Genomic DNA, 20,482 nt, shown 5'->3' on the forward strand with positions numbered 1-20,482 from the left:
TCAAGGTCACGGGCATCGCTGTCGGAGCTCGATCATCGGATGACTCCTTGCGCGACCTCAGGGCCAGCCGTATGTTCGTGGCTCGCGACAATATTCATCCGAGGAATGTGTTTCCTGCTTGTCAGATGACTGCAGCAGGCCACAAGGAGCTGCACCGATGAGACTGATGCGCTTGGGAGCGCGGGGAGAGGAAACCCCGGCGGTCCTCTCCGACGACGGCAGGCTGTTGGACCTGACACCGCTCACCGCCGACATCGACGGGGTGTTCCTGTCCACCGGCGGCGTAGGGCGGGTGCGGGCCGCGCTGCAGGCCGGGGAACTCCCGGAGCTCGGCGGAACGGACGGCCTTCGGATCGGTCCCCCCGTTGCCCGGCCCGGGAAGATCGTGTGCATCGGGCTCAACTACCGCGACCACGCCGCGGAGACCGGTGCGGCCATCCCGCAGCGCCCGGTGGTGTTCATGAAGGACCCGGGCACCGTGGTGGGCCCCTACGACCAGGTGCTCATCCCACGTGGTTCCACCAAGACCGACTGGGAAGTGGAACTGGCCGTCGTCATCGGCGCCGCCGCCCGGTACCTGGAGACCCCCGAGGCCGCACGTGAGTGCGTCGCCGGATACATCATCAGCCACGACGTCTCCGAGCGGGAGTTCCAGCTGGACTTCTCCACGCAGTGGGACCTCGGCAAGTCCTGTGAGACGTTCAACCCGCTGGGCCCGTGGCTGGTCACCGCCGACGCCGTCCCCGACCCGCAGTCGCTCGGGCTGCGGCTGTCGGTCAACGGCACTGTGCTCCAGGACGGCCACACCACGGACATGATCTTCGACGTGCCTTACCTCGTCTGGTACCTGAGCCAGTACATGGTGCTGCGCCCCGGTGACGTGATCAACACCGGAACTCCCGCCGGCGTGGCCCTCGGCCTGCCCGGAACCCCCTACCTGCGCCCCGGCGACACGGTCGAGCTGTCGATCGACGGCCTCGGCAGCCAGCGTCAGACCTTCGCCCGCGCCTGACTCCGCCACCAGTGAAAGGCCTTCCCGTGCCCACAAGCGCACCGCGGATCACCGCCCTCGACACCTACGACATCCGGTTCCCCACCTCCCGGGAGCTGGATGGGGCGGACGCGATGAATCCCGACCCCGACTACTCGGCCGCCTACCTCGTTCTGCGCACCGACGCCCAGGACGGGCTGGAGGGCCATGGCTTCACGTTCACCATCGGCAGGGGCAACGACGTCCAGGTGGCGGCGATCGAGGCGCTGCGAGCCCACGTGGTGGGCCGCTCCATCGCCGAGCTGTGCGCGGACCCCGGCTCGCTGTCCCGCGACCTGATCGGTGACAGCCAGTTGCGCTGGCTCGGCCCGGAGAAAGGCGTGATGCACATGGCGATCGGCGCGGTGGTCAACGCGGTATGGGACATGGCCGCGAATCGTGCGGGCAAGCCACTATGGCAGCTGCTCGCGCACGCCACTCCCGAGTGGCTGGTCTCCCAGATCGATTTCCGGTACATCGCCGACGCCCTCACGCCCGAGCAGGCACTGGCCCTCCTCCGCGACGGCCGCGCGGGGCTGGCGGAACGCGAGGCGTCGCTGCTGGCGAGCGGCTATCCGGCTTACACGACCTCCCCCGGCTGGCTCGGCTACTCCGACGAGAAGCTCACCCGGCTTGCCAAGGAGGCCGTCGCCGACGGCTTCCGGCAGATCAAGCTGAAGGTCGGCGCCGACCTCGAGGACGACATCAGGCGCTGCCGCGTCGCCCGCTCTGTCGTCGGTCCGGACATCCGCATGGCGATCGACGCCAACCAGCGCTGGAACGTCGACGAGGCGATCCGCTGGACCCAGGCTCTCGCCGAGTTCGACCCGTACTGGATCGAGGAGCCGACCAGCCCCGACGACGTCCTCGGCCATGCGGCGATTCGCAAGGCCGTGAGTCCGGTCAAGGTGGCCACCGGCGAGCACGTCCAGAACCGGGTCGTCTTCAAGCAGCTGCTCCAGACCGGCGCCATCGACGTCCTGCAGCTCGACGCGGCCCGCGTCGGCGGCGTCAACGAGAACCTCGCCATCCTCCTGCTCGCCGCGAAGTTCGGCGTGCCGGTCTGCCCGCACGCCGGTGGTGTGGGCCTGTGCGAACTCGTCCAGCATCTGTCGATGTTCGACTACGTTGCCCTCACCGGGACCACCGACCACCGTGTCATCGAGTACGTCGACCACCTGCACGAACACTTCCTGAACCCCGTGGTCATCCGTGACGGTCACTACGCGGCACCCACCACGCCGGGCTTCTCTGCCACGATGCGACCTGAGTCCCTTGCTGAGTTCCGCTACCCGGAGGGCACCTTCTGGGTCGCCGACCGCTTGCCACAGGAGGCCTCGGCATGACGAACTTGTCCGAATTCAAGGGCCTGCGTGCCCTGGTGACGGGCGGAGCGTCCGGGATCGGGCTGGCGACAGCGCGGCTGCTGGCGGCGCGCGGTGCCCTTGTCGCCGTACTCGACCGTGGTCCGTCCCCGGCAAGGGCCGACCTCCACGGGCTCAAGGCCGATGTGAGCGATGACGCGTCCGTACGCGCGGCGGTCTCCGAGGCCGTCGACCGGTTCGGCGGTCTCGACATCCTGGTCAACAACGCGGGCATCGGCGCCCAGGGCACCATTGAGGACAACGACGACTCCGAGTGGCATCGCGTCCTCGACGTCAACGTCCTGGGAATCGTGCGCGCCACCCGCGCCGCCCTTCCTCATCTGCGCGCCTCAGACCACGCGGCCGTCGTCAACACCTGCTCCATCGCCGCCACCGCCGGCCTGCCCCAACGGGCCCTGTACAGTGCGACCAAGGGCGCCGTGTACGCGCTCACCCTCGCCATGGCCGCCGACCACGTGCGCGAGGGCATCCGTGTCAACTGCGTCAACCCCGGCACCGTGGACACACCCTGGATCGGCCGCCTGTTGAGCTCCGCCGATGACCACGAGGCCGAGCGCGCCGCGCTCAACGCACGCCAGCCGACGGGCCGCCTCGTGACGGCCGACGAGGTGGCGAGCGCCATCGCGTACCTGGCGAGCCCTGCCGCGGCCTCTGTCACCGGCACCGCACTCGCCGTCGACGGCGGTATGCAAGGGCTGCGTCTCCGCCCGGCGGCCACCTCATGAGAACCCACGCGCTGGGCAGCAGCTCCGTCGAGGTGACCGAGCTGTCCTTTGGCAGTGCGGGCATCGGCAACCTCTTCCAACCCGTCACCGACGAGGACGCCTTCGCGGCCGTCCAGACTGCCTGGGACACCGGTATCCGCACCTTCGACACAGCACCGCACTACGGGCTCGGGCTTGCGGAGCGGAGGTTGGGCGCAGCGCTGAGCGATCGCCCCAGAGACGAGTTCACCGTGTCCACGAAGGTCGGACGACTGCTCGTCCCGCAGGACGGAGACGGCAACGACCTCGCCCACGGCTTCGCGGTGCCCGCCACCCATCGGCGGCAGTGGGACTTCAGCGCCGATGGCGTCCTGCGCTCCCTGGAGGCCAGCCTGGCACGACTGGGCATGGACAGGATCGACATCGCGCTCTTGCACGACCCCGACGACCATGTCGAACAGGCCCTCGGCGAGGCGTATCCGACGCTGGAGCGGCTGCGCGCCGAGGGAGTCGTCCGGGCGATCGGCGTCGGCATGAACCAGGCGGCCGTTCCCACCCTTTTCGTGCGCGAGACCGACATCGACGTCGTACTGCTGGCCGGTCGCTACACCCTGCTCGACCAGGAAGGGCTCGTGGCACTGCTGCCCGAAGCAGCCGCGCGCGGCAGGAGCATCATCGTCGGCGGTGTCTTCAACTCCGGTCTGCTCACCGATCCGAACCCCCACGCCACGTACGACTACGAGCCGGTCCCGCAGCCGGTGCTCGACCGGGCCCTTCGCCTGAAGACGGTCACCGAACGCCACGCCGTCCCGCTGCGAGCCGCCGCGCTGCGCTTCCCGTTCGGCCATCCCGCGGTCGCGAGCGTGCTGACCGGTGCCCGTAACGCCGAGCAGGTGCACGACACCGTCGACCTGCTCGACCGGCCCGTCCCGGCCGCCGTATGGGAGGAGTTGCTTGCCGAGCGGCTGCTCCCCGATGCCGTACCTCTGCCCGACCAGGAGCCATGATGAGAGTCGCCCTGCACACCAAGGTCCGCGCGGATCGCGTCGCGGAGTACGAAGCCGCCCACCGCGAGGTCCCCAAGGAGCTCACCGACGCCATACGTGCCGCCGGGGTCAGCGAGTGGACCATCTGGCGCAGCGGAACCGAGCTTTTCCACATGCTGGAAGTCGAGGACTACGCAGCGATGGTTTCACAGTTGGAGAAGCTGCCGGTCAACATCACCTGGCAGGCACGCATGGCCGGGCTTCTGGATGTCGTCCATGACTACTCGGCGGACGGCGTCGGCGCCTTGTTGCCGGTGGTGTGGCGACTGTGACCGGCGACAACGACGCGATCATCGACGCGCACCATCACGTGTGGGACCTGTCGGTCAGAGACCAGGACTGGATCACTGGTCCCGAACTCGCCCCGCTCCGACGCGATTTCACGCTGGCGGACCTGGAACCGGAAGCCCGGGCCGCCGGGGTCACCGCCACCGTGCTCGTCCAGACGGTCACCGTGCCCGAGGAGACACCGGAGTTCCTGGCGCTGGCGGAAGCCGACGACCTGGTCGCCGGCGTGGTCGGCTGGACCGATCTGACCTCCCCCGGCGTGCCGGACGCCCTGGCCGCGCTGCGCGAGAAACCAGGCGGCGCCCACCTGGTCGGCATACGGCACCAGGTACAGGGCGAGCTGGACCCCAACTGGCTGGTCCGGCCGGACGTACTGCGCGGACTGGCCGCCGTGGCTGAGGCGGATCTCGTCTACGACCTGCTGGTACTCCCCCATCAGCTGGAGGCCGCCTACAGCGCGGCCGCCCGGTTGCCGGAGCTCACCTTCGTCCTGGACCACATCGGCAAGCCGTCGATCGGGCCGGGCTCGTTCAGTCCGTGGGCGCAAGAGGTGCGGCTCGTGGCTACCCTGCCGAACACGGTCTGCAAGCTCTCCGGCCTCGTCACCCAGGCCGGCGCGTCATGGACCATCGACGACCTGAAACCGTACGCGGACGTCGTACTGGACGCCTTCGGACCGGAACGTCTGATGTTCGGCTCCGACTGGCCCGTCTGCCGCCTGGCCGCCTCGTACTCCGAGGTCGTCGACACCACCCGGTTCCTGACGGCTGGGCTCGACCCCGCCGAACGCCGGGCGGTGTTCGCCGACACGGCCGCTCGCGTCTACGGGCTCGCCGTCGCTGTCGACAGCAGTTCGCTCCCCTCCACCGCCGCCGGCCGGCCCCCTGAGCACTCCATCGCTCGAGCGTCCGGCAGCACTTCGCCTGCCGAGAATGTCGTGCAGTTCAGGGGCTTGCCCGGTGCTGCGACACGATGAGCACCAGTGTTGCTTCGTCTCGCCTGCCTGACCGTCACCAACGCGTTCGCCGCACTCCGGCTGCTACCCATGAGCGACCCCGACAAGGACGCGGAGATCCTGGCCCTGCGCCACCAGATCATGATCCTTGAGCTGCAACCCGGTGCGGACCGGGTGAGGCTCGCCTCGGAAGACCGGGCCTTCCTCGCCGCTCTCCTGGTGCCGCTGCCGCGCCAGGATCTGCGCCGACTCCGATTGCTGGTCCAGCCCGACACCGTGCTGCGACGGCACCGCGACCTGATGAAACAACGGCACGCGAACGTGTGCAAACCCAAACGGCCCGGACGGCCGCCCACCGTTCGCTCCGTCCGCCCCCTGGTCCTGCGCCTGGTCCGCGAGAACCCGTCATGGGGCTACCGGCGCACCCGCGGCGAACTCACCACCCTCGGGATCAAGGTCGCCGCCTCCACCGTCTGGGAAACTCGGTATCCGACGTGACACCGGCGTGATCTTCGCTCGGCGGCGGCCACCAGCACTTCGCCGCCCCATAGAGGCCACCGAAACAAACTCCTGTTCGACCAACAAGGACGCCACCAAGGCCCTCGCCACCGGCTCCAAGGCGCTGGGGGACCTGCTGGGCCAGTCGTGGGTCGCCGACCACCTCGCGCGCTGGCAGGACTACTGGTCCGCGGGCGGACCCGGCTGGATCGGCGACGCGCCCGCCGTGATCGAGGTGCACGCCGCGAAGGGCAAGTCCCTGAACGTCGAGGGCTCCAAGAAGGACAACGGCACCGCGGTCCAGCTCTACACCTGCAACGGCTCGGCGGCGCAGAAGTGGGAGGTCCACGGCGACGACCAGGCCTTCACCTGCAGAACGTCAACTCCCTGAAGTGCCTGGACGTCTCGGACGGCAAGGACGCCAACGGCACGAAGATCCAGATCTGGACGTGCCACAGCAACCCGGCGCAGACCTGGGAGTTCAACCTCCACGCCACCACCAGCCTGCGCAACACCGGCACCGACAAGTGCCTGGACCTGCACGACTACACCAACGGCCACAACTCGTGGCTGTGGACGTGCAACGGCTCCGGGCCGCAGCAGTTCGACGTCAAGCCCTCCGGCCACAACGGGACCGTTCCGCCGAAGGCCCAGTTCGACAGGGCCAAGGCCGGCATCACCAACGCCCGAGCGGGAGCGGCGAAGCAGCTCGACGTCCTCAAGGCGCAGCTCGCCGTCGCGCACAAGGCGGCCACCGACTCGGACACCGCGGAGCAGGCCGCCTACGCCACGGCCGACCAGCAGGGTGCTCCCCGGGGTCGTGGCCTGCTGGTGGGTCAGCAGAAGGCACAGGTCACCCAGGGCGCGGCCGCCGCTCTGCAGGCGATGGTGAAGGCCGGTGAGACCGCCGAGGCCGCCACCCGCGCCTCCGGCGGACAGCGAGACCATCACCGAGCGCGCGCTCGCACAGGCCGCGCAGGTGAAGACGGCGTCGTGGGAGGCCTTGATCGCGTCGGCCGCGGCGCTGGTCGCGGTCTTCACGGCGGTGTCGGCCTTCAGCTCGGCGGCCTGTGTGGCGTCGGCGTCGGCACGGGCGCGCTTGGCGGCCGCCTCGGCGCGAGTGGCCGCCGCGTCCGCCTCGGCAGCGGCCTGGGTGGCGGCGTCGGCCTCCGAGCGGGCCTTCGTGGCAGCGGCTTCGGCGTCGTCGGCGTGCTTGTCCGCCTCGTTGGCGGCGGCGCGGGCGGCGTCGGCCGCGTCAGCTGATCGACGGGCGGGGCGGCGGCCCGGAGGTGTGGGAGGGCTGACCTACTCGTCGTCGACTGCGCGCAGGTGCCGCCGGTTGGCCTTCCACTCGTTGGGCGCGGCGATGATGTGCTCATCGCTCATCTGGTCGTTTTCCTCGTCTCGGCTGACTACGGCGATGATGCGAGTGCCGCCTTCGTATTCCCGGCTGACCAGACGGTGGGTGTCGTCAGTCGTCACCTTCGGTCATGGCTGGTTCCCTACGTTAGTGGTGAGGGTTCAGGGTGCGCCGGTGGCTGGCGACGGTCACGGGTGCATACGACTACCGCTCGGGCCTATCCGGGCGTAGCGTCGGTGGTACCCGCGAGGGGCACCTTGGGGGTGCCCGGCCCGCTGGCTACGTCCGGCGGGCCGCGTCGTGTCCGGACGCCCACTGTCACTCGTTCGTGAGTTCGCTGCGCGCCGCAGTCCCGCCTGGTGCCGGTGGCCCGGCCACCGCCGCGGACACCGGGCCACGGCAAGCCACGCACGCCGGCTCGGGCGCGAGGAAGGCTCTCGAGGAAGCGGCCTGCACCGGCAACCGTGGCCGGTTCAGTCGCTGGGCTTCAGGGTGCCATGTGTGAGTCATTGTCGAGGGTCGGCCGGCTGGTCGGTGCCATCTCGACTTCGACGGCGAGCTTCTGCAGCTTGCCGCTCCAGGACATGCGGACCATGACCTCCTCGGTGCCGGTGGCGCCGGATCGGCGCACGTCCTGGACGAAGGCGTCGAGGTCGTCCAGGTTCATGACCTGCTTTTTGCTCGTCATCCAGCAGTGGCGGCTTCCGAGGTGGGTGTTTACTGGGCTGCAACTAGCTTGATCTTTAACCTGTGCGGCGGGGCTTCGGGGTGGTTGACCTCTTCTTTTGTCCCTGTGCTGGCTGTGTCTTCTTGGGTGTGTGCACGTCGTGGCGGGGTGCAGGACGGGTGGTTTTTCGGCCCGCTGGTCGTCCGGGGCCGGGGCGGGTGGGTTTCGGTGCTCTGGCCGGGCAAGCGGTCTGTGGGCGGATGTGCCGGAAGTCGCGGCGGACACGCGCGGGAGTGAGCCTGTCCGGGGAACTGGGTTGCTCCCAGGGACGGCGCCGGTCGGCTGCGAGGGGGCGGGCGAGACGCAGTTGGGTGTAGGCGGCGAGGATCAGCCAGGTCCAGCGGTCCGCGGCCTCGGGTGTGCGGATCTTTGGGCAGGTCCAGCCGAGGGTCTGCTTGAAGAGGCGGAAGGTGTGCTCGATATCGAAGCGCCGCAGGTAGGCCTGCCAGAGACGGTCGACGTCTGCCGCAGTGGCGTCGGTACCTGACCACCACAGCCAGACCGGCTTCGGTGTTGCGCCGCTGGGCAGGTGGCCGATGTCGCAGACTCATCTTCACGGCCTTCGTGCTGGACATGTGTGTTCCTTGGTCGGAGCACATGTTCAGACGAAGGCCGCTTTGGCGTACAGCGGTTACCGAACCGAGTGATCAAGTTCGAGACACCATTCGACGCCGGCCGTTAAAGATCAAGCTAGGTGGTCGATGAGGCGGCCGACTTCGACACTCCGAACAGCGGTGCCAGCTGCCACATCGTGAGGTTGGTCCGCCAGTACGCGGCGACCAGTAGGACCCGGTCCTCCAGCGGAAGGCTCCAGGACCTGCCCTTGCGGACGCTCGGCGCCCTCACGCCGTAACGCTGTGATCAGCTTGCTGAACTGACGCAGGCTCAGCCCGGTGAACGGGCCTATGCAGGACGGCTCCGACGCCGTGAGCACACCAACCACAGCAAGATCATCTCGTCCGTAACCCATGGTTGGGATGATCTCAGCGGGTACCGCCGTTTCACGATCGCCGCAGTCTCAAATGCCATCCTTTGGCACCGATGCCTTGGCTATCGGCGAAGGTAGGGGCCTGTCGGCACGCGCCGTGAAGCCCTTCGGGTCGCCGCCGCTTCGATGCGACGCGCGTCGGGGGCGAAACCTATCCGCCGCCGCTCCCGTGGTGCGAGAACGGCGATCGCAACGGCCAGAATGAACGCCACGGCCGCAATTGCCACTGCCACGAACACCGTTGCCCCCTGTAGGCGCCCCAGACCGTCGTCACGGCGGCCCTGGCTCAGCTCGTCGACGACTGCCCGATCAACTGTACTCACCGGATGATTGAACGTGAACGGGGCCTCCGGCTTCAAAACCCAGTTGCTGTCCTCTGGTAACTGGGTGTGCACCTTGCACATACGGGACAGCCCTTAACCTCGGTTTCAGCGCCTAGACCGAGCTGCTCTCCGGCGGCCGGCCCCGACGATCCGAGCGTCCCATACATCCCGGTTTGACCACCCCGGCAAGTTGTGGCAGCACCACGTGTGATCGTCCAGCGTCACCGAGAGAGCAGCTGTGCGCCGCGTGGGGGCGCGTTTGAATCGTGAGTGGGGTGTGGCCGTCGAGGGATGGGGCAAACAAGCCACGATGACGAATTCCCACCCGTTGTGAAAAACCTCAGCACGGCGCAGATGCACGCCAAGTGCGCGACAGGGTGTCCGGGCAACTCATGTACGCGCTCAGCGCTTCCGTACGCCTGGGCATCCGGCGGTTACCGTTTTCCCTGGAGGAGATCACCTTATGTGACACACTTCTCTTTGCTCCGGAAAGGGGCTTGCCGTGACACTCACTGAGGCGGACTCCCAGTCGCTGAAGGCTGCACTCGCGGCCGTCCAGGCAGCGACCTGGCACGTCCTCACCTTCGCGACCACTCAGGACGCAGTGAACTTCGTCAACCTTCCTCCGGCTCAAGGCGCCGGACAAGCCGTCTTTTCATATCGGCCGGACGGGCGGGTGGACCTGATGTATTTCCTGTGAGACCGGGCCGCCGCTAATGGGTCCGAGGAGAGGAGGGACGGGGCGATCGGGACTCCCTAAGCGTGGTCCCGTAAATGATCTCTGGCGTGCTGGAAGACCTGCTCGCTTCTCCGTCACCCGGTGAGAGTGAGGTTGTGCAGGCGGCCGATGCCGGGCATGGCGTAGTGGACGCCGTCGCCTTTGAGGCGGCAGTCGCGGAGGATCTTCCAGCTTTTCATGCGCGCGAAGGCGTGCTCGACGCGTGCGCGGACCTTGCGGTGGGAGGCGTTGTGTTCCTCTTTCCAGGCCGGCAGTTCAGTCTGGCCGCGTTCGCGTCGGTGCGGGATGACCAGGCCGGTGTCGCGGTAGCCGCCGTCCGCGATGACCGTGGTCTTGCCGACGGCGTCCTTTGCGCCGGAAAGCTCCCATGCCTTGCAGTCGTTGCGGTTGCCAGGCAGGGGTCGGCCGACGGCGACGACGAGTCGGGTGTCGGCGTCGATGACGACCTGGTGGTTGGTCGAGTAACGGTGGCACCCTCAAGTGATCAACGCACCACCCACGGATGATCATGTGGTTGTGGAGGTACATCGGCTTGGACATCAACAACCACAGCGGTCACTTCCAGCCGTCCAGCGAGAGCCTCGAACTCGGTAGAGATGCGTTTGCGGCTGCCGGGGTTCACTTCTGATGAACAACTTCGATGACCTGGTATCGCTCGATCTGCACCGTCTCGTCGAGGTCCTGGCTTCACAGGCCCCAGCAGAACCTGATTTGGAACCTGGTCAGTGGCTAGGTGTCGTCGAGTTGCTCACGATGCGCCTCACTGAGGGTTTCAAGGACCTGCCGATGGAGTTGCGGGGCACGTGTTCGGTCGCGTTCGCCCATGTCCTCGAGAAGGCAGTAGCCACGGGGGCGATCGATCACAGCGAAAGCGTGATTCGTCGCCTCAACCTGTCACTCGATCTGCTTCAGAGAGTCCCACCGAGCAATCATGTGGACATCCTTGATCCGGGCCGGCTCATCGAGCTTCTCCTTCGCGAGCTTCCCATGTCCGCCGAAGAAGCTAATGTGTTGTCGAGCGATTGGCGTGCTCGCAGCGTAACGCACATGCGAAGATTGCGGATCGTCAAAAACCTTCTGACGCCAGGACTAGCCATCGCAAAATTGGCACCTGGGAAAGGATCGGAGTCGCGGCTGAGGTCATGGGGGCAAGTTTTCCCATTGCTTCCGTGACCGAGTAATTGGGAAGCCCCGCCAGAAGTTTTCAGTTCTGGTGGGGCTTTCTGTGCTTGCGGCAGCGATCACCGCCGACGGAAGAATGGTGTCCTTGCCGAATACCTCATCCATGCAGGTGGGAGCAGCTGTCGCGGGTGTCTGAGCGTCGTGACGCGGTGGACGTCTGCATGCGCCCACGTGAGCACGATCACCGCGACATGATGGGTGGTCGTGCTGCTGCGACTGGCATACCTCGGCGTGACGAACGCGTTCGCGTTGCTGGGACTGCTGCCGATGAGTGACCGGGAGAAGGATGTAGAGATCCTGGCCTTGCGCCACCAGGTCGCCGTGCTCGAGAGGCAACTGAGCGGGCAGCGGGTGCGATTCGACGCGGGTGACCGGGCGCTCCTCGCCGCACTGCTCCACGGTCTGCCGCGAGAGGCGCTTCGGCGGATCCGGTTGCTGGTCCGGCCGGACACGGTGCTGCGCTGGCACCGCGACCTGATCGCCCGACGTCACGCCGCCGCGTCCCGGCCCAAGCGAGGCGGCCGGCCGCATACCGTGCATTCCATCCGAGCACTGGTACTGCGTCTGGCCAGGGAGAACCCGAACTGGGGTTGTCGGCGCCTGCACGGCGAACTGCTCGTCCTCGGGGTGAAGGTGGCGGCGTCGACCGTCTGGGAGATCCTCAAGGACGCGGGCATCGACCCAGCGCCCGAGCGGGCCCCGAGTACCTGGGCGGGCTTTCTGTGTTCCCAAGCCGATGCACTGCCGGCCTGCGACTTCTTCGAAACGTAGCAGGACCCGGCCGCGCACGGCTGGGTGGAGGACCAGGTGTGGACGGCCGCCCGGGTGGCCACGCTGATCGGCAGGAAGTTTCACATTGCCTGCAGCGTCTCCGGGGCCACGCGGCTGATGCACCGGCTCGGCTTCAGCCCGCAGATCCCCGCGCGCCGGGTCGCCGAACGCGACGAGACGGCCGTCACCGTATGGAAGGAGGCGACCTGGGCCGAGGTAAAAGAGCCCGGGCGGCCTGCGGCGGCTACATCTGCTTCGAGGACGAGGCAGGCTTCACCCGGCGGTCGCCCCAAGGACGCACCTGGGGCCGGCGCGGCCGCACCCCGGTCGTGACCGTCAGCGGACGACGCTCCGGACGGCTGTCGGTGGCCGGACTGATCGCCATGCGGCCCGGCTCCCGCACCCGGCTGTGCCACCGCCTGCGCACCCACCCCGCGGGCAAAGGCAAGCGCCGCAGCATGGGCGAACGCGACTTCATCGCGCTGATCGACGGCGTCCACCAGCTCCTCAAGGCGCCGATCGTCCTCGTGTGGGACCGGCTCAACACGCACGTCTCCCACGCCGTGCGCGAGCTGATCGCCGAACGTGAATGGCTGACGGTGTTCCTGCTGCCCGCCTACTCACCCGACCTCAACCCCGTCGAGGGCGTGTGGGCACACGTCAAACGCAGCCTGGCCAACCTCGCCGCCATGGCCCTCGACCGGCTCGAAGTCCTCGTCCGCAACCGGCTCAAGCGCCTGCAGTACAGGCCCCACACTCTCGACGGCTTCATAGCGGGCACCGGCCTGACCTTCGACAACCCACCCTCACCCTGACGAGCTGAAGTCAGGTAGACACTCCCGAATGCCGGGTCCCTGGATTCGATATCCAGGGACCCGGCATTCGGACATGCTAGGTGTTTGGGTAGATCGTGGGTTTACCTAGCTACAGACCGAGGCGATGCAGACATTGATGTTCTTGATCGTGACGCTGGGGTTGAAGGACTTGTAGGTGTCGACCGTCACGTTCTTCAGAGCTGTCACGTTGACGGCGGCGTTGTTGAGGTTGTTCTCCAGCACACTGAGCTCGTTGTCGGTCAGCGTCCGGCTCCCCGTGATCTTCACGATCACCGGGCCGACGTCCGTGGCGTTGCAGGTGACTACGTTGGCGAGGCCGTTGCTGCAGCTGTAGTGGCCTGTAGCGGACGCAGTGGTGGCACCCCCCAGCAGAACGGCCGGGATCAGGCCCATGAACACAGCGGCGGGGACAAGCAGCTTCTTCACGACGGGTGACTTCCTCTCGTTTTACCGCCCTCCCCCGGAGCTCCCCATCCCTTGCCTGCACTCACGCAGACGGGACGTAAGAGAACCCCAGGGGCTTCCAGTGCCTTGACCTTGCCAACCGCACGCCACTCACACCCCAACCCGGAAGGCGCCACCCAGATAGGTGACTTCAATTCGCCCTGTTCGAAAATGGATTGCTGGCGATTCGTGATCCCGTTCGTAGAACCCGAGGCCGCTCCCGGCTGAGCCGGCTCCCGGGCTCCGCGGCACCACCGGCCCGGGTCCCGACCGCCTGTCCCACTGCGCAGCCTTCGGCCAACACCCGAGGGTGCAGACGAGGCGTGGTGCGCGGTGATGTGCTCCCGCACGCCTTGCGGCACTGCTCCGGCCTGGTGTGACCCGGGGCAAACCGGCGCAGAATCCGTGATGGGCACCCCGGGAAAGTCCGGCAGGCCCCAGCGGGGCGCGTGGCCTGGGCTGTCCCGCGGGTCACCCCGGGTGGCCGCTAGCCAATCCGCTCCAACGAACCCGCCCACGAAGCGATCATCAGCCCCAACCGGTTCGATACCGTCCAAACCCTCCGCAGACAGCGCGCCCGCAATCAGGGACGGCAGGAACGCGCCGGAAAGCAAGGCGCACGCCCCTACGCCCTGCGCGGACGGGTCAGGTGCAGCCTGTGCGGGCGCAAGATGCAGCCCGCCACCATCCGCAACCACGTCTACTACCGCTGCGAATTCAAAGACCAGGAACAAGCCCTCTACCCCGGCCTCACCCACCCGCGCACCATCAACCTGCGCGAAGACATCGTCTGCCAGGCCCTGGACCCGTGGATCGCCCGGGCCCTCGCCCCCGACCGGCTCACCGCCACCATCGAAGCGCTCACCCACGCCAGCGCCGCAGCAAGCACCGCAGAGCCCCAGACCCCCGAGCAGGCCCAAGCACGTCAGGCGATCAAGGAGTGCGAGCAACGGCTCGCCCGCTACCAGGCAGCCCTCGACGCCGGAGCCGATCCCGCCGTCGTCACCCAGTGGATCAACGAGGCCCAGCGGGACAAGGACGGGGCGCAGAAGAAGGTCGACGCGCACCCCGCCGTCGCTCGGAAGAAGCAATCCCCGCTCGATGCGCGACAGATCCGGCAGATCACTGAGAGCCTTGGAGATATCGCACAGCGCATCCAGACCGCCGCCGCCGAGAAGAAAGGCCCGCTCTACGACGCCCTGGGCATCACCATCAGCTACGAACACGCAACGAGGACCGCGACCGTAAGGTCGAGGCCCTCGTCACCGTATCGTCAATCATTGTGTCCGAGGGGGGAGTTGACGGCTGGCGATACGGTCGTGGTGGCGCAAGGGAAGCTCTTCCCCGGCCTCGCCGCCGTTCTTCGGAGCGGCCTGGCGGGCCTGGTACAGGGGCGTCCGGGCAAGGTCGACACCGGACCGCCCGGTTGTCGGCGGTGGTGACGGCCCGCTCGGCAGCGCCCCGCCCCGGCATGGTCGGGCATCTTGCTGGCCGGGCGGGACACGTCCGCGCTCTACGACATGCGAGGGCAAAAGAAGAACCTAAGCGCAGCCGGTGTCCGGGAACGCGCTACGGCCCAAAGCACGAAGGACCAGTACGGCCTGGACCAGTACCAAGTCCGCCGCCTGCCATACCGACGGGTGCCGAATTGGGGTGAGCGGGGTCTCCCCGACAGGACGACAGAGAGTCCACGGCCGACGCGCCGGCCCTCGGAAGCGATGACCGGCACATGTCCCTGTCGACCCGGACCGTGGCGGAAGACCGGGCCGGCGAGATGTCCCCAGCGCGCCGGCCCCCGATGTGGCAGACACCTCGCGATCCCCCCGGCCCGACGTCCAACGGAACACCGAGCGCAGCCAACCCGCCCGCGCGGCGAACCCCGCGCGGGATTCTCAGGCGTCCCCGGGGAGCAGGTGCTGGCCGACCTGACGGAAGGCCCAGGAGCCATGGGTGTGGGTGAAGACCCACACCAGGTTGAAGCGGTTCGGCCACGCCGCGGGCGCGCCGCTGCGCGACGCGCCGAGGGCCTCGACGATGGCCGGGATGCGCGAGTGCTCCCAGCAGATCAGGACCGGTCGGGGAGCGGAGAGCGCGGCCTCGGCCAGTGCGGCTTCCTGGGACTCGGCATAGGTGGTGTCCACTGTGATGCCCATGTGCCGGGCGAGCGGGGTGACGGTCTCCCGCATCCGGTGGGCGCCGGCGAGTGGGCCCCGGTCCGCGGCGGCGTAGATGGTCCGCGGACGCACGATGCCGGGCTTCAGGGGCCGGCCCCTGGGCGGGTCGAACAGCGCCGGCAATGCCCTGGCCCGTTCCCAGCCACGCCGGGTGAGGGACTTGGCGTCCGGACGGCCGTTCTCGTCGATGCCGGATTCGTTCCGGCTCGGCTTCTCCCCGTGCCGGATGACCATGATGGTGGTGTTGTCGGCGACCGGGGCCCTGGAAGCCGGCGCATCGGAGGGATCGGACGCGGCATCGCGCTTGTGCTTGCCGCCACAGCCCGCAAGGACCGCGGGCGCGGCGGCCGCCATCGCGGCCAATGCCCCACGCCGACTGACCATCGCCCGAGCCACGTCGCTACCGTACGGCGTCCGTGCAGACCCTTGCGTCCGGCCTTCCCCCCATGCGAACTCCTTCCCGCGCCTCTCGGGCCACTGGTCGATGCGGAGCACTACAGCATCGCTTGGTGAGAACACCTCTCATATTGGCCGCCGTCGGAACCAGACGCGTTGGCCGACGGTCTCTTCCCGAGGAGAGCGGGCACATCGCCCGTAAGCGCCCGAGCGCGGGTGACCAGCGCAGGTCAAGGGCGTACGAAAGGAGGGAGATGAGGGCTGTGAAGACGTTGAGACGGCGGGTACCGGGCACCGCCGTATACGTGACGGCCCTCCTGCTCACTGCATGGTGGCTGAAGGTACAACCGGCAGCAGAACGTGCCCGCTTCATGCGCCACAACAGCAGCAACGTCCATCACCTGGATGTCGGCAAGTGGTGGACCCTGTTCACCAGCGGTCTGGTGGTCGACGGTGTACCGGCCCTGGTCGGTATCGCCGCGGTGGCCGGGGTCCTGGGATGCGCCGAGTGGCGCTGGGGGACGCTGCGCGCGTGCGGAGTGTTCGCCTTCGGTCACCTCACCGCGACCCTGATCACCGAGGGCGCCCTCTGGCTGATGCACGTCGCCCATCTGCCAGGCGTGCCCACCCGGACCCGTGACGTGGGCATCAGCTACGGTCTGGTGACGACCGCCGCCTGCCTGCTCGGTCTCACCGTGGGCCAGCTCCGCCGCTATGGTCTCCCTCTGCTCGCCGCGGCGCTGACGGCCGCGCTGCTGTACGACCAGGAACTAGCGGACGTCGGCCACCTGGCCTCCCTCGCACTGGGCTCCCTCGCCGCCCGCGCGGCGTGGTTACGCCCCCCGTCCGGCCGCCCGGTACACACGACGCCCGTCACACCGGGTACGGTCGGCGCCCTAGCGGCGAGCGGCAGGGTCCCGGTGGGGAACGAGGGCGTCGGTGCGCCGGGTACGCCAGGAGCAGTCCCGAACGGCGGGTGCTGACCTGTTCGCCGTCCCAGGCCGACACGCACAGGCACCGGTGTCGCCGCAGGGGCTTTGCCGGCCGATCTCGACGCGCACTGGGGCCGGACTCAGGACGGCGCGGGTGGCATGGGTGGAAGCTGTTTCTCGTGGAGCCAGGAGTGCAGCAGCGGCTCGACCGCCGTCGGCGAGTACCGCCCGGCGTGAGCGATGAACGCAGCGGTGTCGGCGCTGCTGCCGCGGTGGGCTTGGTGCCAGCCGCGCAGCAGGGGGAAGAAGCGGTCGTCGCCCAGTGTCGGGTACGTCGGGACCGACGCGGACACCTCCGTCTGGACTCCCTACGGCACCACCGGCCGGCAACGCGCCCGGGACTACTAACCTTGACTCTGTCGGGGATCTTGGTGCCGCCGAGGTCAGCTGCCCAGGTTTCGCCAGGACTTCGGCCGGGGTATCTCGCGCTGGTCGAGGTAGTTCTGGAAGGCGGTCGGCCGGCGGGGCGTGGGGGCTTCTTCGGTTGGTGGCAGTCCGCTGAGGCGCTCGATGTTGACGGCGATGGCCGTCAGGACGTGCTGGACGTGGGCCTTTCCCTGCCCTCGGTAGCGGCAACGTCGCATGCCATATCCGTGGGCGAGCTCGTTGACCGTGCCCTCCACTCCGGAGCGGACCGCGTAGCGGGTCTTCCACTCGGGTGTCTGTTGCTCGGTGCGGATGCGAAGTTGCAGGTCGCGGAGTTCTCATGGGGAAAGCCCACGGTGCGGGTGCTTTCGCGGAAGGTGGTGCATTGGGTGCGCGCCGGGCAGGGCTGGCACTGGCTCTTGGTGAACCTGGCCACGATCAGCGGGGCCGCTGTGGGTGAGGAGGTCGGGTAGGGGCCGTGCCAGCCCTGGCTGACCTGGCCCTGGGGGCAGGTGACCTGCTGACGGTAGTAGTCGATGTGGAAGTCGTCCCGGGCGAAGCCCTCGTCCCGGCGGTGCTGACGGGTGGGGTTACTCCGCAGTGGTCCAGAGACGGTGACCTGGTGTTCACGGGTGGCTTGTTCCAGGTGGGGCAGGGAGGTGTAGCCGGCGTCGACCAGGTGCTCGGCGGGCAGAAGTCCGCGGCGGGAGAGGCGGGTGTGGATGCCGGGCAGGACCTTGCTTTCATGGGTGGTGGCCGCGGTGGTGACCACGTCCGTGATCACGTTGGGGCCGTCGGGGGCACAGGTCTCGGTCAGGTGAGCGGAGAACCCCTTCCAGCTGATGATGTGTCCGTGCCGTGCGTAGCGGGCCGAAGTGTCGTAGGGAGAGATGATCGCCCAGGATGAGGGCGGCAGCGCGGGTCCGCCTTCCTTCTGGGCAGTGCGCCAGCGCAGGTGTCCTGTGGCGTCACGGTGGTAGCTCTGCACCATGATCTGGCGCAGGGCCTGGACACGAGGACCGGACGTGCGGTCTGCTCCGTGCCGGTAGAGGTGTTCCAGGAGCCGGACGGCGTCGTTTCCAGTGGCAAGGATCCTGGTCTTGGGCTTGGTGGGGTTCTTGCCCAGGCGGACCGGTCGGCCGTAGCGGCGCCCCCAGTCCTCATCGACCAGCTCGTCCAGCAGGTGTGGGGAGGTGCCGGCGGCCTCTTCCAGTGCGGCGCGGCCGCCTCGGTGATCAGCTCCAGGCGGGTCAGGTCACGCACCGCGGCCAGGACATGGGTGGAGTCGGTGCGCTGAGTGGTGCGCTCGTGCACCAGGCCGGCCTCCTTGAGGCGAGCCAGCGCGAGGTCGAGGAGGCGGTCAGCACGGTTGCCTTCGGCGAGACGATCGCGGAAATCGGCCAGCACGCTGTGATGGAACCCGGGGTCATCCAGCTCCATGGCCATCGCGTACTTGAAGTCGATGCGGCAGCGGACCGCCTCCGCGGCCTGCCGGTCCGACAGGCCGAGCAGGAACTGCAGCACACAGACGGTAGCCAGTTGAGCAGGCGAGAGACCCGGACGCCCGTCACGCGGGTACCAGTCGGCGGAGTCCTCGTCATGCCACAGCCCGTCCAGCCGGTCCCTCACCCATATCGCCGTCGTGCCACCCGGGTTGCTCGCCCGCGCGACCTGCGCAGTCAGAGACGGGACCTGCTCACCGGAACGTGGACGGAGGGACAACGGGCACCTCGACAACTGCATCGGTCATCGGAACTACCCGAGCATGCCCGCTGACCACGCTGCCGCACCGCGAAACTCCAAGATCCCCGACAGAGTCAAGCTGAGAAGGCGCTTGGCCGTTCGCCTGGTGCGGAGTGCGCCCCCATATGAGTGGGGAAAAGGATGTAACGGGGGCCAGTTGGCTACCCGGATGACGCTTGAAGGAGACACGGGGGAGTGAGCGAGCGGGTCAGCGGTGTGGTCCGGTGGTTCAATCAGGTGAGGGGCTACGGCTACATCGACGGGGACGACGGCCGTGAGGTACGGGTGCGGCGCGAGGACATTGAAGGGGCCACGTTCGTGACCGAGGGCCTTCGTCTCACCTTCGAGGTGCGCGAGAGTGCCGCGGACGAACTGGAGGCCGTGCATGTGCAGATAGCGGAGCAGGGGTGTGGGAGCAGTTGCATGTGCTGCCGTTGAAGAAGCTGCGGGCGGCGAAGAAGCTGGACTGGTCGCGGGCGGTGATCGACTCCTCCCACGTGCGGGCGGCCCGCAGGGGCCTAAAAGCGGTCCCAGCCCGGTCGACCGCGCACGGCCGGGCAGCAAGCACCACGTCCTCGTCGACGCCCAGGGCATCCCGCTCGCGGTGTCGCTGACCGGCGGCAACCGCAACGGCGTCACCTAACTCCTGCCCCTGCTCGACAAGATCCCCGCCGTCGCCGGGACCGTTGGTCGGCCCCGGCGACGGCCGGACATGTTGTTCGCGGACCGGGGCTACGACCACGACAAATACCGGCGCCTGCTGTGGCAGCGCGGCATCCGCCCGGTCATCGCCGAACGCGGCCAGGAACACGGCTCCGGCCTGGGCATCTTCCGCTACGTCGTCGAGAGAACGATCGCCTGGCTGCACGGCTTCCGCCGCCTGCGCATCCGCTGGGAGCGACGCGACGACATCCACGAAGCCTTCCTCGGCCTCGCCACCTGCCTCATCACCTACAGACACGTCCGACGCCTTTGTTAGAGAAGCGGCTGAACGCCGCCTCCCGCGGCTACAAGGACAGCTGGACGTCGAGTTCGACCATCTGATTTTTCGGTGGATCACCGGCTGGAGCGCCCCACTCCTTGCCGTGCGAGGCGGACCACGGTGGCTGCTCAGGCGACCATCGCCCGATATGGCGCTCACCGGGTCCGGGCTTCGAGATGCGGGCACCAGCCCCTGCTGGTTACGCTCGCTGAGTGGCCGGGATGTCGGCCCAAGGGCCGGGCGCAGGAGCCGCTCCTGTCCCGCCCGGCGGAAACCAAGACGTCCGCAGTCCAAACCTCACCAGGGTTTACCGGAAGGTTGCGATGAGGTCCTCCCGCATACGTACGGCAAAGGCCGCGGCGGCAGTTGCGGTCGCCGTCCCACTCGCTCTTGGCGGTCTGGCGTCACAAAGCCATGCTGAAAGTGCGTCTCCTAGCCCGTCGGGGACGTTCGGTCCCGGCTGTTCGGCGCTCTCCCAGAAGGCCGACACGGCCAAGGACAAGGTCACAGAGGCTGCGGCTGCATACCCGCAGCTCAGCCAGCTAGTCTCAGC

The 20,482-nt window shown here is 68.1% G+C and carries 22 protein-coding genes and 6 pseudogenes; 18 read left to right on the plus strand and 10 right to left on the minus strand.

The window, feature by feature from the left end; genetic code table 11:
• The first annotated feature begins 157 nt into the window (after window positions 1-157).
• The 9 genes and pseudogenes from ACH4UM_RS21415 to ACH4UM_RS21455 all read left to right on the plus strand — a co-directional run bounded on the left by ACH4UM_RS21415 (window position 158) and on the right by ACH4UM_RS21455 (window position 7,169).
• Window positions 158-1,012, plus strand: a complete 855-nt coding sequence (locus tag ACH4UM_RS21415; protein ID WP_398181524.1) for a fumarylacetoacetate hydrolase family protein — start codon at window positions 158-160, stop codon at window positions 1,010-1,012.
• A 26-nt stretch (window positions 1,013-1,038) separates the two neighbouring features.
• Window positions 1,039-2,376, plus strand: a complete 1,338-nt coding sequence (locus ACH4UM_RS21420) for an L-fuconate dehydratase (RefSeq protein ID WP_398181527.1) — start codon at window positions 1,039-1,041, stop codon at window positions 2,374-2,376.
• Complete coding sequence (locus ACH4UM_RS21425) at window positions 2,373-3,140, plus strand: SDR family NAD(P)-dependent oxidoreductase (protein ID WP_398181529.1); 768 nt, start codon at window positions 2,373-2,375, stop codon at window positions 3,138-3,140. Before ACH4UM_RS21420 ends, ACH4UM_RS21425 begins: the two co-directional genes overlap by 4 nt.
• Window positions 3,137-4,126 carry an aldo/keto reductase gene (locus ACH4UM_RS21430; protein WP_398181532.1) on the plus strand — a complete coding sequence of 330 codons (990 nt, stop codon included), beginning with the start codon at window positions 3,137-3,139 and terminating at the stop codon, window positions 4,124-4,126. Before ACH4UM_RS21425 ends, ACH4UM_RS21430 begins: the two co-directional genes overlap by 4 nt.
• Complete coding sequence (locus ACH4UM_RS21435) at window positions 4,126-4,437, plus strand: L-rhamnose mutarotase (RefSeq protein ID WP_398182076.1); 312 nt, start codon at window positions 4,126-4,128, stop codon at window positions 4,435-4,437. Before ACH4UM_RS21430 ends, ACH4UM_RS21435 begins: the two co-directional genes overlap by 1 nt.
• A 17-nt stretch (window positions 4,438-4,454) precedes the next feature.
• Window positions 4,455-5,285: pseudogene (locus ACH4UM_RS21440) on the plus strand (amidohydrolase family protein); the annotation flags it as partial.
• 150 nt (window positions 5,286-5,435) lie between these two features.
• The gene (locus ACH4UM_RS21445; RefSeq protein WP_398181535.1) at window positions 5,436-5,906 is read left to right on the plus strand and encodes a hypothetical protein; all 471 of its coding nucleotides are present in this window, start codon (window positions 5,436-5,438) and stop codon (window positions 5,904-5,906) included.
• Window positions 5,907-5,913: 7 nt separating this feature from the next.
• A complete protein-coding gene (locus ACH4UM_RS21450) occupies window positions 5,914-6,297 on the plus strand; it encodes an RICIN domain-containing protein (RefSeq protein ID WP_398181537.1) in 384 nt (127 codons plus the stop codon).
• Entirely contained in the window at window positions 6,243-7,169 is a 927-nt protein-coding gene (locus ACH4UM_RS21455) for a ricin-type beta-trefoil lectin domain protein (protein ID WP_398181539.1), read from the plus strand. Before ACH4UM_RS21450 ends, ACH4UM_RS21455 begins: the two co-directional genes overlap by 55 nt.
• A gap of 42 nt (window positions 7,170-7,211) precedes the next feature.
• On the opposite strand, the gene ACH4UM_RS21460 is transcribed toward ACH4UM_RS21455, so the two are convergent.
• The 4 genes and pseudogenes from ACH4UM_RS21460 to ACH4UM_RS21475 form a co-directional block, all read right to left on the minus strand.
• A complete protein-coding gene (locus ACH4UM_RS21460) occupies window positions 7,212-7,388 on the minus strand; it encodes a hypothetical protein (RefSeq protein WP_398181542.1) in 177 nt (58 codons plus the stop codon).
• Between the two features lie 365 nt (window positions 7,389-7,753).
• Window positions 7,754-7,933, minus strand: a complete 180-nt coding sequence (locus ACH4UM_RS21465) for a hypothetical protein (protein WP_398181545.1) — start codon at window positions 7,931-7,933, stop codon at window positions 7,754-7,756.
• A gap of 76 nt (window positions 7,934-8,009) precedes the next feature.
• Window positions 8,010-8,531: pseudogene (locus ACH4UM_RS21470) on the minus strand (transposase); the annotation flags it as partial.
• 167 nt (window positions 8,532-8,698) lie between these two features.
• Window positions 8,699-8,936 (minus strand): annotated as a pseudogene (locus ACH4UM_RS21475) (transposase family protein); the annotation flags it as partial.
• Between the two features lie 870 nt (window positions 8,937-9,806).
• Between ACH4UM_RS21475 and ACH4UM_RS21480 the strand changes: the two are divergent.
• The gene (locus tag ACH4UM_RS21480; RefSeq protein ID WP_398181548.1) at window positions 9,807-10,004 is read left to right on the plus strand and encodes a hypothetical protein; all 198 of its coding nucleotides are present in this window, start codon (window positions 9,807-9,809) and stop codon (window positions 10,002-10,004) included.
• A gap of 113 nt (window positions 10,005-10,117) precedes the next feature.
• Here ACH4UM_RS21480 and ACH4UM_RS21485 read toward each other — a convergent pair.
• Window positions 10,118-10,513 (minus strand): annotated as a pseudogene (locus tag ACH4UM_RS21485) (transposase); the annotation flags it as partial.
• 157 nt (window positions 10,514-10,670) lie between these two features.
• Between ACH4UM_RS21485 and ACH4UM_RS21490 the strand changes: the two are divergent.
• The 4 genes and pseudogenes from ACH4UM_RS21490 to ACH4UM_RS21505 all read left to right on the plus strand — a co-directional run bounded on the left by ACH4UM_RS21490 (window position 10,671) and on the right by ACH4UM_RS21505 (window position 12,811).
• Window positions 10,671-11,216, plus strand: coding sequence for a hypothetical protein (locus tag ACH4UM_RS21490; RefSeq protein WP_398181551.1), 546 nt, complete (start codon window positions 10,671-10,673; stop codon window positions 11,214-11,216).
• Between the two features lie 213 nt (window positions 11,217-11,429).
• Window positions 11,430-11,990: pseudogene (locus tag ACH4UM_RS21495) on the plus strand (helix-turn-helix domain-containing protein); the annotation flags it as partial.
• A 60-nt stretch (window positions 11,991-12,050) separates the two neighbouring features.
• Complete coding sequence (locus ACH4UM_RS21500) at window positions 12,051-12,329, plus strand: winged helix-turn-helix domain-containing protein (protein ID WP_398181553.1); 279 nt, start codon at window positions 12,051-12,053, stop codon at window positions 12,327-12,329.
• Window positions 12,245-12,811: a transposase gene (locus ACH4UM_RS21505; RefSeq protein WP_398182079.1), complete on the plus strand. Its 567-nt coding sequence runs from the start codon at window positions 12,245-12,247 to the stop codon at window positions 12,809-12,811. The genes ACH4UM_RS21500 and ACH4UM_RS21505 overlap by 85 nt, the downstream gene beginning before the upstream one ends.
• A gap of 105 nt (window positions 12,812-12,916) precedes the next feature.
• On the opposite strand, the gene ACH4UM_RS21510 is transcribed toward ACH4UM_RS21505, so the two are convergent.
• The gene (locus ACH4UM_RS21510; RefSeq protein WP_398181556.1) at window positions 12,917-13,258 is read right to left on the minus strand and encodes a hypothetical protein; all 342 of its coding nucleotides are present in this window, start codon (window positions 13,256-13,258) and stop codon (window positions 12,917-12,919) included.
• Window positions 13,259-13,908: 650 nt separating this feature from the next.
• Here ACH4UM_RS21510 and ACH4UM_RS21515 point away from each other — a divergent pair.
• A complete protein-coding gene (locus tag ACH4UM_RS21515) occupies window positions 13,909-14,718 on the plus strand; it encodes a zinc ribbon domain-containing protein (protein WP_398182082.1) in 810 nt (269 codons plus the stop codon).
• Between the two features lie 450 nt (window positions 14,719-15,168).
• Here ACH4UM_RS21515 and ACH4UM_RS21520 read toward each other — a convergent pair whose 3' ends face one another.
• Window positions 15,169-15,846: a hypothetical protein gene (locus tag ACH4UM_RS21520; RefSeq protein WP_398181559.1), complete on the minus strand. Its 678-nt coding sequence runs from the start codon at window positions 15,844-15,846 to the stop codon at window positions 15,169-15,171.
• 254 nt (window positions 15,847-16,100) lie between these two features.
• On the opposite strand from ACH4UM_RS21520, the gene ACH4UM_RS21525 reads away from it, so the two are divergent.
• The gene (locus tag ACH4UM_RS21525; RefSeq protein ID WP_398181562.1) at window positions 16,101-16,829 is read left to right on the plus strand and encodes a rhomboid-like protein; all 729 of its coding nucleotides are present in this window, start codon (window positions 16,101-16,103) and stop codon (window positions 16,827-16,829) included.
• A gap of 89 nt (window positions 16,830-16,918) precedes the next feature.
• Here the strand turns inward: ACH4UM_RS21525 and ACH4UM_RS21530 are convergent, their stop codons facing one another.
• The 3 genes from ACH4UM_RS21530 to ACH4UM_RS21540 form a co-directional block, all read right to left on the minus strand.
• Entirely contained in the window at window positions 16,919-17,131 is a 213-nt protein-coding gene (locus ACH4UM_RS21530) for a hypothetical protein (RefSeq protein ID WP_398181565.1), read from the minus strand.
• A gap of 90 nt (window positions 17,132-17,221) precedes the next feature.
• Window positions 17,222-17,530, minus strand: a complete 309-nt coding sequence (locus tag ACH4UM_RS21535; RefSeq protein WP_398182085.1) for a transposase — start codon at window positions 17,528-17,530, stop codon at window positions 17,222-17,224.
• Between the two features lie 487 nt (window positions 17,531-18,017).
• Complete coding sequence (locus ACH4UM_RS21540) at window positions 18,018-18,947, minus strand: transposase (RefSeq protein WP_398181568.1); 930 nt, start codon at window positions 18,945-18,947, stop codon at window positions 18,018-18,020.
• A 237-nt stretch (window positions 18,948-19,184) separates the two neighbouring features.
• On the opposite strand from ACH4UM_RS21540, the gene ACH4UM_RS21545 reads away from it, so the two are divergent.
• The gene (locus tag ACH4UM_RS21545) at window positions 19,185-19,385 is read left to right on the plus strand and encodes a hypothetical protein (protein ID WP_398182088.1); all 201 of its coding nucleotides are present in this window, start codon (window positions 19,185-19,187) and stop codon (window positions 19,383-19,385) included.
• A pseudogene (locus ACH4UM_RS21550) lies at window positions 19,349-19,926 on the plus strand (IS5 family transposase); the annotation flags it as partial. The gene ACH4UM_RS21545 and the pseudogene ACH4UM_RS21550, both read left to right, overlap by 37 nt.
• Window positions 19,927-20,482 lie beyond the last annotated feature (556 nt).

The organism is Streptomyces sp. NPDC020801 (assembly GCF_044334385.1).
GTDB lineage: Bacteria > Actinomycetota > Actinomycetes > Streptomycetales > Streptomycetaceae > Streptomyces.